This is a genomic window from Pseudomonas brassicacearum (assembly GCF_009601685.2).
Classification (GTDB): Bacteria; Pseudomonadota; Gammaproteobacteria; order Pseudomonadales; family Pseudomonadaceae; genus Aquipseudomonas; species Aquipseudomonas kilonensis_B.
Map to the genome: position 1 here is coordinate 4,830,931 of NZ_CP045701.2, position 12,813 is coordinate 4,843,743.

Consider the following 12,813-nt stretch of genomic DNA (forward strand, 5'->3'; position numbering starts at 1 on the left):
GGTTTTAGTTGATTTAACTTCAGGACTGGCAAAAACGGCCGATAGCCCGGTGTCGGATAGCGCAATGGCTACCGACCCGCCGGCCTGGACAGGATTTTGCCGTTATGACTGAAACTCAAGCTTCCCCCGACACTGCTGCCGAAGCCCCCGCCTCGTCTGCGGTGGAGCTGCCGTGGGCCGACGTGCATACCGAGCATCACAAAATGCTCCGGCTGGCGCCGCTCAAGACCGACCGCGCCACCGGTGCGCGGCCATTGCGGTTTGTCGAGTTCAGCTATGCCGAGCGCCACAGCAAGGAGCGCAGTTTGCTGCGCATGAGCATCCAGTTGCCGAACCAGCGCGTGCGCAAGGAACAGAATCATCTGGACGTCTGGGCCGACCACGTCGAAAAACGCCTGTTTTTTTCCCCGGACAACCTGCAAGTCGAGCCGTTTAACCGTGGCATCGGCCGTTTCCTGGCGGCCCAGGGCATTACCTGGGCCAAGAAACGCTGGTCGGCCTACCAGGTGAACGGCACCGACCTGGACAACAAGGACGCCCTGAACGAAGACACTCGCCTGCGCCGCGACCGCTTTCTCAAGGCCCAAGGTTTCGAGGTGGTCTACGCCGACGCCCAGCACCTCAAGGGCAGCGTCAAGCCAACCCACGTTGGCGATCTGCTCGGGGACTGGAACACCGAGAAGCTGCAGTTCGTGGAAATCCTTGAAGCGGCGCAGATGCTGCAACAGGCCGAGCAGAACCTGGCGGAACAGGAAGTCAAACTCAAGCAGCAGGAAGAAAGGGTCACCAAGTTCAAGCGCGAAGACGCCGGCCTGCGCTTCACCATCACCTGCCTGGTGGCCTTCGCCATGTTCCAGGCGGGATTGCTGATCTGGATAGCGACGCGCCATTAAGCCCGACAGCCCTGTAGGAGCTGCCGAAGGCTGCGATCTTTTGATCTTTTGATCTTTTGATCTTTTGATCTTTCGCTTGAGATTCAAGTGTTAGGGGAAAGATCGCAGCCTCGTTTCACTCGACAGCTCCTACACAGCTCCTGCACAGCTCCCACATGGTTCCTCTGGCCCAACGGGGATAAATCCCCTCGCCACAAAAGCGATCCGCGATCGATAGGATCAAACCCGCGAAGCAAACAATCCCTGGTGCTGGCGGCACTGTTCGGCGCTGAGCATGAACACGCCATGGCCGCCGCGTTCGAAGTCGAGCCAGGCGAAATCGACTTCCGGGTACAACGCCTCGACGTGCACCTGGCTGTTGCCCACTTCGACAATCAACAACCCCTTCTCGGTCAGATGATCGGCCGCCTCGGCCAGCATCCGGCGTACCAGGTTCAAGCCGTCATCGCCACAGGCCAGGCCCAGCTCCGGTTCGTGCTGGTATTCCTGCGGCATGTCGGCGAAATCTTCCGCATCGACGTAGGGCGGGTTCGACACGATCAAGTCGAAACGTTGCCCCGGCAGACCTTCGAAGCCATCGCCCTGGACCGTGAACACGCGCTCATCGACGCCATGGCGCTCGATGTTCTGGTTGGCCACTTCCAACGCTTCGAACGACAGGTCGGCCAGCACCACCTCGGCCTCAGGGAACTCATAGGCACAGGCAATACCGATGCAACCGGAGCCGGTGCACAGATCAAGAATCCGTGCCGGCACCTGGCCCAACCAAGGCTCGAAACGCTTTTCGATCAGCTCACCGATGGGCGAGCGCGGAATGAGCACACGTTCGTCGACGATGAACGACATCCCGCAGAACCAGGCCTCACCCAGCAAATAGGCCGCCGGGATACGTTCGTCGATACGCCGGCGCAGCAGGCGCTGCACATGGACCAACTCTTCGTCTTCAAGACGGCAGTCCAGGTAGCTGTCGGCGATTTCCCATGGCAGGTGCAATGCGCCCAACACCAGTTGCCGGGCTTCGTCCCACGCATTGTCGGTGCCATGGCCGAAAAACAGATCCTCCCCGTGGAAACGGCTGACGGCCCAACGGATATGGTCACGCAGGGTACAGAGACGGGAAGTGATCACGGCGGCAAACTCCAGAAAAATCGACGGGCGAGTCTACCAGCCAAACGCGGCCCCCCCCAAACACGCCTCGATGATGAACGAAAAGGCCCGAACCAATCGTAGGAATTATCCGTTTTTTGCACCGCCTATTGAACAAGACGAGCATCTTGACAAGGCTGTAGGCCAGCAACGGCGGCCCTTGCGATGGAAGCGATTCACAGAACCGCTCAGCCAGAGGACAATGTCGCAAAAGCCCCACTCGAAGGAGCCCCAGAATGTCCGTTCCAAAAACGATGTTTCAACTCAGCGGCCGTGGTTATGCAGCGGCCAATCTGAGTCAAGCGACCCTGATCATCATCGATGCCCAGAAAGAATACCTTGCGGGCCCCCTGGCCCTGAGCGGCATGGATGCAGCCGTTGCGAACATCAAGCAATTGCTCGGCGCGGCCCGTGCAGCCGGTCGGCCGATCGTCCATGTGCGCCACCTGGGCACCCATGGCGGGCTGTTCGATCCGCAAGGCGAACGCGGTGAGTTCATTTCCGGCCTCGAACCCCAGAGCGACGAGACCGTGATCGAAAAGCTGCTGCCCAGCGCGTTCCACGGTACCGAGTTGAAAAAGCGCCTGGAAGACTTCGGCCCCCTGGACCTGATCGTGTGCGGGTTCATGAGCCACTCCAGCGTCAGCACCACCGTGCGCGCCGCCAAGAACCTGGGCTTTCGCTGCACCCTGGTGGAAGACGCCTGCGCCACCCGCGACCTGCCGTACAAGGGCGGCGTCCTCAGCGCCGAACACGTTCAGCAGACCGAAATGGCGATCATGGCGGACAACTTCGCCACCCTGGCCCTGACCCGCGACTTCATCTGATGCCCTCGATGAGCGGCCCACTGCGCCGCTCATCCGCAAAAGCCTCCCATTTGCCGCAATTGCCCTACCTTCAGGAACAACCCGAACATCTTCCGGTCGAAGGGCCGATACCCATTGAGGAAGGTCGGAATGAAGTTATCCGATGGTTTTGACGCACGTCGCTTACGGCCCAAGGGCCCGAGCAACTGGCGGTTTCGTTTTGGCGCGGCGATCGCCGCGCTGCTGGCAACACTCGGTGTCCTGCTGGCCATGGCTGGTGCGGCCAGCCTGCTAGGCCGTCCGCCCGCGCTGGGCGAGTTGAATGCCACACCACTGGGTTCGGCGATCATCCTGGCAGTCGGTCTTTTGGTATTGCTGTTGGGCGTTTGGCTCTGGCGCCGCTGCCGCCGTCGCGCCCGCCAATCCCTGGAGCTGGCCATGGCTCCGCACCTGATGAAAAAGCACGACTGACCCGCTATCCGACGTTTTGTCGCGCCTGATCCCGCCAGAGTTGGGTAAACTGGCCGGCTTCGCGGAGGCTGACATGCAAGACGACGACTTTTCCCTGTTCAAAAGTGCGATCCAGGGCGTAAAACCGATCAAACACGACCGTGCCGAGACCGGCAAGCCCAAGGCCGATCGCGCGCAAATCGCCAAGCTGCGCCAAGCCGCCACCGTACGCACCGATGCCACGACCGTGGATGGCTTGTCCGATCAGTTCGTGATCGACGTCGGGCCTGAAGACGAGTTGATGTGGGCGCGCGACGGCGTCCAGGAAAGCCAGATGCGCAAGCTTAAGGTCGGCCAGATCCCTTTCGAGGGCAGCCTGGACCTGCACGGCATGAGCGTTGAAAAAGCCCGGGAAACCCTTTGGGCATTCCTGGCCGAAGCCACCAAATTCGAAATCCGCTGTGTGCGCGTCACCCATGGCAAAGCCGTGCGACTGGACGGCAAGCGGCCGATGATCAAGAGCCACGTCAACACCTGGCTGCGCCAGCACCCACAAGTACTGGGCTTCACCTCCTGCCAGGCGAAACACGGCGGCGCCGGGGCGGTCTACGTGATGCTCAAGCGCACCATGATGGAAGGCCGCGACGAATAGCCCTCGCTTGCCGAGCTTGCAGCGCCGTGTCCGCCACCGTACCCTTGCCCTTTGCGTAAAATCCCACAGGTAGTTTCATGTCTCTGGAACAGAATTACACCGCTATGTGCGGTGGGTTCTGCTTGGTCGTTAGAGGTAATGAAATCGGGTTTTTTGTGCTCAGAGCTACCTGATTATTCTCGCCCAAACGCAACGATTGGTACGGAAATTGGTACGAGAACTTATGATCCCAGAGCCCCGCTTCAATTGCTATGACGTATGGCTTTTTGACCAATCAACGTCCTTTTCGCTAGCTCAATGTCGACTTTCGGCCAAAAGCGGACAATCATAAAAGGCAGCTTTCGAGCATCTCAGCGTTGGCATTGCCATCTCTGCGCGCGAAGCCGCTGCGCTAAACTGGCGAGCGGCTTAGTCGACGAGTATCAGGCGAGCCGAGGTGAAGAATTAATTTTCCCAGCGTCCTAACTGCTACTCGTCTAGACCATCAGGCTCACCGAACAAGTATTTTCCTGTATACCAAATCGACCGCCCAACATTGTGAATTAGCTGCTCTCCTTGCCGTAAGGGCGAGTTATCTTCATTGACGCCCGCGAGCTTGATAGCATCTGTAACCTTCGAACCAGTAGGGTGCGCATCTCCCACTCGCATGTCATAAGCACCGGCAATTTCAGCAAACACCCGCTGGGCACCGTCGGTTCCAATACCCTGAGCCAGGATACTTTGTAGCAATTTATTCGAGCCAAGCTTATCTTTGTCCGCGTGTGTAGAAAGCTTGCGTAATTCGCGCACGTTGAGTCTGTCGGAGAATACTCGAATAATATCTTTGGCCAATCTGAGTAGGGTTGGTCTATCCCTGCTCGCAAATCTAGATATTTGTTGTCCGGCCTCAGTGTCATCAATGTCATGGGTGAATAAGGATATATTGTATTTCTCTCGAAACCCATCTTCTAGAAGCCTCATGCTTCCAAAGAATAGTCCTTCAACCGCATGTGTAGATGCTGGTTTTGTCTTCACCTGCGATTCTAGCAACTCACTTGAGACTTTGCCTTCTGGAGCAGTATTATGTGCTGCCCAAACATGTTGTTCCCACGAGGCCAAGCGAGCGACGTCATAGGCGTAGACAGTAATTAGGTCAGCGCTATTGATCCCAAAGTGAGTTTTATACCCTGACGTGGACTGAATAGCCCCAGTTTCGCCAGTGTACCAGGTCAACTTAAAGCCGCGGTTATTCAGAAGCTCAGTGACAACGCTGGCCCGAAACCATAGCCAACGACCGATGTCCTCGTTCCTAAGCTCCCGTGATGGCATTCGAGTCCCATCAGTTTCCACGATGAATTGAGGGAGGTTCTGATCAGTATCTCCACGAACGCGCTGGCTTTTTGATTGGTGGTCGACCCACTCCTCCCGCCAAAACTCACCCTCGACTCGAACGCCTGCATAGCCTCCACGTTGCCCATCGGAGCTTTCATGGCCTGTGTTCGTATCATTTTCAGGCCCCATCACCGGAGCGTCCTCATCCTCATCGACATCCGTCCGCCAAGCACGAAACATCGCCCAGCTTCCCCCGAACACGTCATTGAGATCCCTAACGATTAGCTCGAACCTACCCTTATCTCTTTCCTCGCTTCGGGTTTGCAAATTTGAATAATTGCTATTCTGCAAAGCGGCGATGTTTTCTACTCTCTGTCGATAATACGATAGGCGAAGTGACAAATTTCTAGCTGCCAAGTAATCAATTAGGAACTCTCTTTTTATTTCAATAAGACGATGTTCGCCTTTCGCGTCGAAGGTTTCGCGAGCTACTATTACAAAGTTTTCTTCAGGCCTAACCCAGTTGTCACCTTCTTTGATGAGACGCAGCGCAACGATGAGATCTGGACTCAACATCCATTTGTTGCCACCTATGACGGGTTGCGGCAGCACGTAAACTAGGTTAAAGCCTATTGGCTCTTTATCGTTATATTGATATTGATCGATTGAAGCATAATATCCATCTTCGTACGCATACGGCGCGACCGTGTGACCTATTCCTATGTCGTTCCAGCCAAGACGCTCTTCCACAAGGACTCGATGTTCTGGCGGGAATGCAACGGAGCCACAACCGAAATACTCACTGACATGACCTATCTCTTTCAAATCTCCTTTCTTGTCTTCTACAGACGCTCTCAAAGGAACCCATGTCGCGTTGCAAAATACTCTGCGAGTTTCCTTGGTTTGGAGAATCCACTCTTCATTCATGGTTGAACTTCCGTTATTCATGATAGCGTTTGGTAATAAAGGAGTGCCCTTCGCTTTGTTTAGCATTTTAGCTCGCGACTGGTGGCATCGGTGCACAGGCTACGCAGGATGCCAAGGCTGAGGATAGAGTAGCAACGCGCCTAGCCTTCGAGGGGCTAACAGCTGTATGGATCTGCTGGTGCACAAACGGGTGAGGAACCGCGTTCAACGGAAGGCCGCTTTTGGCCGATTGCTGCCTGTCGTGAAGGGCTGCAATCGTAGCTGACGTTGGCGACAGGCAGAAATCGGCAAAAAAGCGGTTATTCAAGCGCAGATCTGCGCACGATCAGCTAAACCTCATCTCACCAAATCGGGAAACCCCCGCTCAGACGCACCACAAGCCCTGGCCTGAAAAAAAACGGGGCCGAAGCGTAGAAGGGCCGCCATCCGGACGCCCATGAATTGACGGAATAGCATTATGAGCGCTACAACTTGTCGTATCTGCGGGTTCCTCTACGTCCCGTCGTTGGAAGAGGATCGAGAAACTCACGCGGCTCTTCATAAAAAGCTTGCGCGCGGCTCCCAGCCTCGAAAGGTTCGAGATTTTGCAAAAGCATTTGGCTGGGCTGTCGCTTTCAATGATGGCGGGCTTGATCGGATGAAAAGTCAGCATGACCCCGAACTCGGCAAGCTTGTGGTGGCGTTTGCCTGGTGGAGTCGTGCGCTTTCGAATGGCGTGCCGGAGAAAGATTTTGACCGCTACATGGAAGCGCACTTGGCTTTTGCCGACTCGCTCGTCAGCGGTGTTGGTGAGAAAGCAGCCAGAGCGGCGATCAAAAAATGGGAGCAGTACGCAGGATAATTACCCGAGCAAGGAACGGAGAACCCTGTCATGACAATGCGCACTTACGACTATTTTGCTTGCCCCAACGGCCACCAGGGCGAAGAGAAAACAACCGAGAACGATCAGCCGTATTCCAAATCCTGGGAGCGCGTATCGACCAAAGGCCTCAGAAGTGGTCCAAATGGCACCTATCTGTGTGAAGTTTGTGGCTTGCCAATGTGCCGCGCGACAAAGCCACAGGCCTAGGTAATTCGGAAACGAGACAGATGACCGCTCTTGGCCGATTGCAGCCCTTGGCGACAGGCAACAATCGGCCAGAAGCAGTGAGTGAACTAAGCCGCAAATGTGTAGCGTCAAGCTGCCAATAATGCTATATCGGCGAATAATCACTATCATCGAAAGAAACTAAATGTCATGTGAGAATAATCATGAACAGTTTGGACAGCCCCGAAACTGCACAGCGACTTCTGGATGCCTGGAAGGCAATGAGAGAGGGGAAGCTGAAGTTTCCTCCATCGCTACAATCCCATGCGGATGAGCTATTAGCTGCTCCTTTGACGGCTTCAGGATTGGTAGATACGAAAGGCATGTCCAGAGAGACTGTATTGGTGGCGACGAATTTCGGCGCAGCGCTATCGATACAGAGAGGAGAAACATTAAAGGATAAAATTCATCAGCCAACAATCGCCATGGATGAAGTTCAAGTTGAACTATTCGCCCTTTTCAGCTCTCTATTTGCTGCATTGACAGGCCGTTCGGTCGATCTAGTCAAAGACGAGGACGAGATCAAGCAACGGATGATGTGGCGTGTTAAATATCAGCCAGACGTGTTCGCCAACTCCGTAAACCAAGTAATAGAAGAGTTGAGTGAATTTTATAACCGCCACTCGATAAATATTTACCAACAAGCAAAGTGTTTTGGCGGAATGAGATTGGTTACGGGTGGTCAGCGACGATTTGGCCCATCCGCACTCAATGCTGTTCGCATAACCGGACTCTACGCAGACACACAACTAATCCCAGACCCTATATATCCATTCATAAGCTCAGACCTAAATCTAAATGCCAAACATTTACAACTTGCTATTCAACTTTTCTACATTCTGCACTTACGCCCATTAGTAGATGCGAAGCTTCCCGTGCCAGCTGTTTTTATTTTCCCAAGTTTCGAGGAGACTTTGGAGCAGAACGATGCACATACCAAGTTGGGTCTTGAACAGTTGGCGATTCGCTTGATCTCTCCAATTTGCCACGGACAGATTCAATCGCTGGAAGAGCTCTTTGACTACTCAAGGAAACAACAAACTGCATTTCTTGACGCCCTGATGCCGTCAGGCTTGTTTGTCCCTCCAGGCGGGAAGCCCGGCATTCAACTCAGCGCCGACGAAGCGGCGAGCCAGTATCTCAAAGAGCTTGAGGGAATACGCTCGTCCCCTATTCTAGATCAAATGAAACGCGCGCCCACCGGCCCACTGCTTCTCAATGGCGTCCTGGAAAGACTACGACCTCAGTACCATTTATTTGAAAATTCCAGCGAACTCGGGGCGCAGGCACTTCTTTCGCAGCCTGTTCACTGGCACTATTTCGAGAAAATCGCTCAAGCAAATGCAAGAGATCTCCGCTCAAAAAATGTGATTTCTGATCAAGCGCTTCAGACGCTACAAGCGGTCCAGGATGACAGCCTATCCTGGCTGGCTGCTATCCCTGTAACGACTCTTGTCCAACTAATTTCGAATAACGAACACCGGTGGCTCCGAGAGGAACTTAACAAATATACAAGCCAACTGGCATCAACAGGCCCCATTGACACGAATGAAATGATAAAAGAGGTCAGCCACGGCCTCGCTTCGCTGGTACAGCGGCAACGAAAGAGTCTTAAGGATATTGAGTTAAAGTATGCACCGAAGAAAGCAGCAGTCCTTACAGGCAGCATCATAGGCGCGGGTCTGGTAGCGTCGGCAGTCATGCTTCCCTTACTTTCTCCGCTCCTTGCAGTAGGTGCTCCCGCAGTTGCACTGGCAGGCGCAGCTAGCGGAGCCTTCATTGGTTACAGTAAGGAAAAAATAGGTGAGGCCGTTGAGAAGCGTCACGCGGGTCAATCTATGCTTGGTGTACTTGCTACAGTCAGACCTAGTTAATATCCAGATGCTCAGTATATATACACCCTTGCCCTAAATTTTTCCCTAAACCGAAACCGCACTCACACTTGGTATCGCTTCGCTTTCAAGCGAGACAGCCAATCAAACAATTCAACCAAGCCAAGCCATCGCCATATGAGAAAAATGAGTAATGGATAAAATTTCGAAAGGTATGAGCACAATCTCACAGGTGACCGCAATATGCATCGTTCTTACCTTTATCGTAGGCATGCGATGGCAAGACGGCTTTTACGCTGCACTTGGCTTCCCTTGGATGAGTGGCTATGCCAATTATTTAGATACCATCAAGGCCGGCATAGTAATTATAAAGGTCTTTCTACTGGCAGGAACCGTCGGTTGGTTTGCCATTTGGGGGTTGTCCAACTGGAGATATGAGGCCGCAACGACTACGTTGTTTGTATTAGCTGTCGTATTCGCTCCATCTGGAGACCTCGTTGCGTCACTAATTGAACAAAGCTCAACGCCAGAATACTTAATCTTCAAGAGCCAATATCAGATATGCACCACAGGCTTCATCATTGGGGGAATACTGAAACTTTTATCAAGCGAAAAAACCACCCCCAACTTTGAAACAGAAGAGAAAAAATTCCAAATCCCAATTTATTCACTTCTGGTATTTTGCATAGTAATGATAGGAATATTTGACTCCCCACAATCCCTAGGAGCGGCAGCTGCACAGAGCGCTATTCGCACAGGTTTCAGCAATTACTCCTCTGTTAGGGATGGCAAAGCAGAGTACTGGAGCATCATCGGCCAGAACCAAGGAAACTTTATTCTCGCGCGGCCATTTTATAAAAACAACACAATACAAATAAAAGTTGCCAATAACACATCTGAGCTTGTTATCTATCCAACCACACCTATTTCTTCCGGAGTTATTGACGACACGAGCAGGTTAAGCACTCCTTGAAAAAATTGGACGCAAAGGCTAAGTGAAAAACCTTACTAATAATAACTATTTACACGCTACCGTCCATAATTGATCAAGTTTCGTTGTGAAACTCTGGCTCATCATCTCTCGGCGCATACACCAGTCAGGGTTGATAGGCACGCTAGCTGATCGCAGTGTTCCCCTGCCCCATCGCCCGTTGATCTGGTCCAACACCGCCATCAACTTCGTAGCATCGGCTGGCTGAGACGTGGCAAACAGGTCGTCGGTGTACTCCCCCTGCTGACAGAGGTTCATCAATAGCACCTCAGCCTTGCTGTACTTGAAGCCCGGCCGAAACACGCGGTCGAGCGCGTCCACTGCTGCCGTGGTCAGCAGCCGCACGTCATCAGTGGGGTACGGCATGTCGATCAGCACGCCGTTGGCGTACTTCGCCTCCGCCGGGTTGAACATGCCAGTGCGGACGCTGACGCGGATCTTCTTGCACAGCGACTTCTGCGCCCTGAGCTTTTCCGAAGCACGCATCATGTAGGTGGCCACCGCTTCCTTGATCGGTGCCAGCTCCGTGAGCCGCTTACCAAACATCCGGCTACAGCAGATCTCCTGCTTCGGCGGGTCCGGCTCGTCCAGCTCCAGGCACGGCGTGCCGCCCAGTTCGCGGGCGGTCTTCTCGATCACCACGCTGAACTTCTTGCGCAGTGTCCACGGGTCGGCCTTCGCCAGGTCCATCGCTGTCTTGATGCCCATGGCTTCCAGGTGCAGTTTCATCTTACGGCCGACGCCCCAGACCTCGGCCACGTCGGTATTGCGTAGCACCCAGTCGCGCTTGAATGGGTCGCAGATATCGACCACGCCGCCCGTTTGCACCTGGAGCCGCTTGGCGGTGTGATTCGCCAGCTTTGCTAGGGTTTTGGTGTGAGCGATCCCTACCCCGACGGGGATGCCGGTGCAGCGCAGCACGTGGCTGCGGATCTTGCGGCCGAGGGCATCCCGACCGTCAATGCCGGTCAGATCCGCGAAGGCTTCGTCAATGCTATAGACCTCGACGGCGGGCACCATCGATTCAATGAGTGCCATAACGCGCTCACTCATGTCGCCATAGAGCGCGTAGTTCGACGAGAACGGGACGATGCCGTGTTTCTGCAGCTTGTGCTTGATCTGGAAATACGGCTCGCCCATTTTCACGTAGGGCTTGGCGTCGTAGCTGCGAGCGATCACACAGCCGTCGTTGTTGCTCAGCACCACAATGGGCACGCGGGCCAGATCCGGGCGGAACACTCTTTCGCAACTGGCGTAGAAGCTGTTGCAATCGATCAGAGCGAAAACCGGCTGGACTTTAGACATGGCTGCGCACGCTGCAGGTGATGACGCCCCATATCACCAGCTCGTCGCCCTCGAGCACGTACCTCGGTGGATACTTTGGGTTCTCCGACAGGAGAATCACCTCCCTACCGCGAATGCAAAGCCGCTTGCATACGGGCTCGTTGTTCAGCAGCGCTACGACGATGTGACCGTGCGCGGGCTCCAGAGCGCGGTCCACCACCGCGAGATCGCCTTCAAAAATACCAGCGCCCTGCATGCTCTCCCCAGCGATTGAGACCAGGTAGACATGCGGGGCGCGAATGTTCAGAACCTCATCCAATGAGATGTGCGCTTCGATGTGGTCCGCCGCCGGAGACGGAAAGCCGGCGGGCACTCGAAACGAACACAAGGGCAGCTTCAAGCCACCCTCGGCAATAGGGCCTAGAATTGAAAAGCTCATGACGCACCGATCCAAAATACTGTACGAACATACAGTTAACTTTGTACAAGGTTCGCGGTCAATTTTGTATAGGAAAAATCTGACAGGCGGGACAGCTCATGTGCGGGAGATTCGTGCAGTACGAGGGGATGGCGGTGTTTATGGAGGAGCTAGGCCCTCAACTGCCATTGTTCGGCGGATACGATGCGGAGCCGATCAGCCGGTACAACGTGGCTCCGACTACCCGCGTGCAGATCCTGCACAGCACAGAGGCCGGCGTTCATATCACGCCAGTGAGGTGGGGATGGGCGCCCTTTTGGGCGAAGGGGAAACGTCCGGATCCGATCAACGCCAGGATCGAGACCGTTACGACGGGAAAGTTTTTCAAACAGCTTTGGCCGGCCGGGCGCGCACTGGTGCCCAGCGAGGGCTGGTATGAATGGGTTAAAGACCCAAATGATCCAAAGAAAAAACAACCCTATTTCATCCGGTTGAAAGATCAGAAGCCAATGTTCTTCGGGGCGCTCGCACAGGCCCGTCCAGGTCTGGACGAGCAAGACGGCGATGGCTTCGTAATCATTACCGCATCCTGCGATCAGGGTATGGTGGATATCCATGATCGCCGCCCGCTAGTGTTATCACCTGAAGAAGCCAGGCAATGGCTGGATCCAGATCTCAGTCCAGCGCAGGCAAAGGAGATAGCTAAAAACCGTTCCCGGCCGGAAACGGATTTCGAATGGTATGCCGTGGGCAAAGAGGTGGGGAACGTCAAAAACCAGGGAGCACAGTTGTTGCTCCCCTGGAGTTCGGAAGAAAATTAAGCCTGACTGCGTTGATCCTGGAGGCGGGCCGCCTCTGGGAATCCCACCCAGCGTGCATCCTGGTCCAACCCCCGCCCAGCCAGCACCACGCCGGCCCAGTGGTTGAGATCTACCTCTCCGCGTGCTACCGCTGCAAGCAGAGCGGAGGGAAAGATATTCAAGTATTTGTCAGCGGTTTCGGTTTCCATGGTCTTG

General features: G+C 54.5%; 13 protein-coding genes. 8 read left to right on the top strand and 5 right to left on the bottom strand.

The genetic code is table 11. From position 1 onward, the window contains the following. Window positions 1-104: 104 nt before the first annotated feature. On the top strand, window positions 105-893 hold the full coding sequence (locus tag GFU70_RS20635) for a hypothetical protein (protein WP_058546678.1): 789 nt from the start codon (window positions 105-107) through the stop codon (window positions 891-893). 219 nt (window positions 894-1,112) lie between these two features. Here the strand turns inward: GFU70_RS20635 and prmB are convergent, their stop codons facing one another. Then, the gene (gene prmB, locus GFU70_RS20640; protein WP_153388731.1) at window positions 1,113-2,021 is read right to left on the bottom strand and encodes a 50S ribosomal protein L3 N(5)-glutamine methyltransferase; all 909 of its coding nucleotides are present in this window, start codon (window positions 2,019-2,021) and stop codon (window positions 1,113-1,115) included. A 254-nt stretch (window positions 2,022-2,275) separates the two neighbouring features. Between prmB and GFU70_RS20645 the strand changes: the two genes are divergently transcribed. The 3 genes from GFU70_RS20645 to GFU70_RS20655 all read left to right on the top strand — a co-directional run bounded on the left by GFU70_RS20645 (window position 2,276) and on the right by GFU70_RS20655 (window position 3,947). Further along, complete coding sequence (locus GFU70_RS20645; RefSeq protein WP_058546676.1) at window positions 2,276-2,866, top strand: cysteine hydrolase family protein; 591 nt, start codon at window positions 2,276-2,278, stop codon at window positions 2,864-2,866. Between the two features lie 129 nt (window positions 2,867-2,995). Beyond that, window positions 2,996-3,316 (top strand): hypothetical protein, encoded by a 321-nt coding sequence (locus GFU70_RS20650; protein ID WP_058546675.1) that lies wholly within the window; start codon window positions 2,996-2,998, stop codon window positions 3,314-3,316. Window positions 3,317-3,389: 73 nt separating this feature from the next. Then, the gene (locus GFU70_RS20655) at window positions 3,390-3,947 is read left to right on the top strand and encodes a Smr/MutS family protein (protein ID WP_003204497.1); all 558 of its coding nucleotides are present in this window, start codon (window positions 3,390-3,392) and stop codon (window positions 3,945-3,947) included. 468 nt (window positions 3,948-4,415) lie between these two features. Here GFU70_RS20655 and GFU70_RS20660 read toward each other — a convergent pair whose 3' ends face one another. After that, on the bottom strand, window positions 4,416-6,185 hold the full coding sequence (locus GFU70_RS20660) for a hypothetical protein (protein WP_153388732.1): 1,770 nt from the start codon (window positions 6,183-6,185) through the stop codon (window positions 4,416-4,418). A gap of 457 nt (window positions 6,186-6,642) precedes the next feature. Between GFU70_RS20660 and GFU70_RS20665 the strand changes: the two genes are divergently transcribed. The 3 genes from GFU70_RS20665 (at window position 6,643) to GFU70_RS20675 (ending at window position 10,077) form a co-directional block, all read left to right on the top strand. Further along, entirely contained in the window at window positions 6,643-7,026 is a 384-nt protein-coding gene (locus GFU70_RS20665; protein ID WP_153388733.1) for a C2H2-type zinc finger protein, read from the top strand. 410 nt (window positions 7,027-7,436) lie between these two features. Beyond that, complete coding sequence (locus GFU70_RS20670; RefSeq protein ID WP_153388734.1) at window positions 7,437-9,146, top strand: hypothetical protein; 1,710 nt, start codon at window positions 7,437-7,439, stop codon at window positions 9,144-9,146. A 151-nt stretch (window positions 9,147-9,297) separates the two neighbouring features. Further along, window positions 9,298-10,077: a hypothetical protein gene (locus tag GFU70_RS20675; RefSeq protein WP_153388735.1), complete on the top strand. Its 780-nt coding sequence runs from the start codon at window positions 9,298-9,300 to the stop codon at window positions 10,075-10,077. Between the two features lie 45 nt (window positions 10,078-10,122). On the opposite strand, the gene umuC is transcribed toward GFU70_RS20675, so the two are convergent. Together umuC and GFU70_RS20685 are read right to left on the bottom strand one after the other, a co-directional pair. Beyond that, the gene (umuC, locus tag GFU70_RS20680) at window positions 10,123-11,400 is read right to left on the bottom strand and encodes a translesion error-prone DNA polymerase V subunit UmuC (RefSeq protein ID WP_153388736.1); all 1,278 of its coding nucleotides are present in this window, start codon (window positions 11,398-11,400) and stop codon (window positions 10,123-10,125) included. Next, window positions 11,393-11,818 carry a LexA family protein gene (locus GFU70_RS20685; RefSeq protein WP_014338712.1) on the bottom strand — a complete coding sequence of 142 codons (426 nt, stop codon included), beginning with the start codon at window positions 11,816-11,818 and terminating at the stop codon, window positions 11,393-11,395. The genes umuC and GFU70_RS20685 overlap by 8 nt, the downstream gene beginning before the upstream one ends. A gap of 98 nt (window positions 11,819-11,916) precedes the next feature. Between GFU70_RS20685 and GFU70_RS20690 the strand changes: the two genes are divergently transcribed. Further along, window positions 11,917-12,618 (top strand): SOS response-associated peptidase family protein, encoded by a 702-nt coding sequence (locus GFU70_RS20690; RefSeq protein ID WP_153388737.1) that lies wholly within the window; start codon window positions 11,917-11,919, stop codon window positions 12,616-12,618. On the opposite strand, the gene GFU70_RS20695 is transcribed toward GFU70_RS20690, so the two are convergent. Next, window positions 12,615-12,806: a hypothetical protein gene (locus GFU70_RS20695; RefSeq protein ID WP_153388738.1), complete on the bottom strand. Its 192-nt coding sequence runs from the start codon at window positions 12,804-12,806 to the stop codon at window positions 12,615-12,617. The two genes, GFU70_RS20690 and GFU70_RS20695, sit on opposite strands and share 4 nt — an antisense overlap. Window positions 12,807-12,813: the final 7 nt, after the last annotated feature.

What these genes read in the sequence shown, in the direction of transcription:
- GFU70_RS20635 (WP_058546678.1), top strand. Translation starts at nt 105, where the DNA reads ATGACTGAAACTCAAGCTTCCCCCGACACTGCTGCCGAAGCCCCCGCC.
- GFU70_RS20645 (WP_058546676.1), top strand. Translation starts at nt 2,276, where the DNA reads ATGTCCGTTCCAAAAACGATGTTTCAACTCAGCGGCCGTGGTTATGCA.
- GFU70_RS20650 (WP_058546675.1), top strand. Translation starts at nt 2,996, where the DNA reads ATGAAGTTATCCGATGGTTTTGACGCACGTCGCTTACGGCCCAAGGGC.
- GFU70_RS20655 (WP_003204497.1), top strand. Translation starts at nt 3,390, where the DNA reads ATGCAAGACGACGACTTTTCCCTGTTCAAAAGTGCGATCCAGGGCGTA.
- GFU70_RS20660 (WP_153388732.1), bottom strand. Translation starts at nt 6,185, where the DNA reads ATGAATGAAGAGTGGATTCTCCAAACCAAGGAAACTCGCAGAGTATTT.
- GFU70_RS20665 (WP_153388733.1), top strand. Translation starts at nt 6,643, where the DNA reads ATGAGCGCTACAACTTGTCGTATCTGCGGGTTCCTCTACGTCCCGTCG.
- GFU70_RS20670 (WP_153388734.1), top strand. Translation starts at nt 7,437, where the DNA reads ATGAACAGTTTGGACAGCCCCGAAACTGCACAGCGACTTCTGGATGCC.
- GFU70_RS20675 (WP_153388735.1), top strand. Translation starts at nt 9,298, where the DNA reads ATGGATAAAATTTCGAAAGGTATGAGCACAATCTCACAGGTGACCGCA.
- umuC (WP_153388736.1), bottom strand. Translation starts at nt 11,400, where the DNA reads ATGTCTAAAGTCCAGCCGGTTTTCGCTCTGATCGATTGCAACAGCTTC.
- GFU70_RS20685 (WP_014338712.1), bottom strand. Translation starts at nt 11,818, where the DNA reads ATGAGCTTTTCAATTCTAGGCCCTATTGCCGAGGGTGGCTTGAAGCTG.
- GFU70_RS20690 (WP_153388737.1), top strand. Translation starts at nt 11,917, where the DNA reads ATGTGCGGGAGATTCGTGCAGTACGAGGGGATGGCGGTGTTTATGGAG.
- GFU70_RS20695 (WP_153388738.1), bottom strand. Translation starts at nt 12,806, where the DNA reads ATGGAAACCGAAACCGCTGACAAATACTTGAATATCTTTCCCTCCGCT.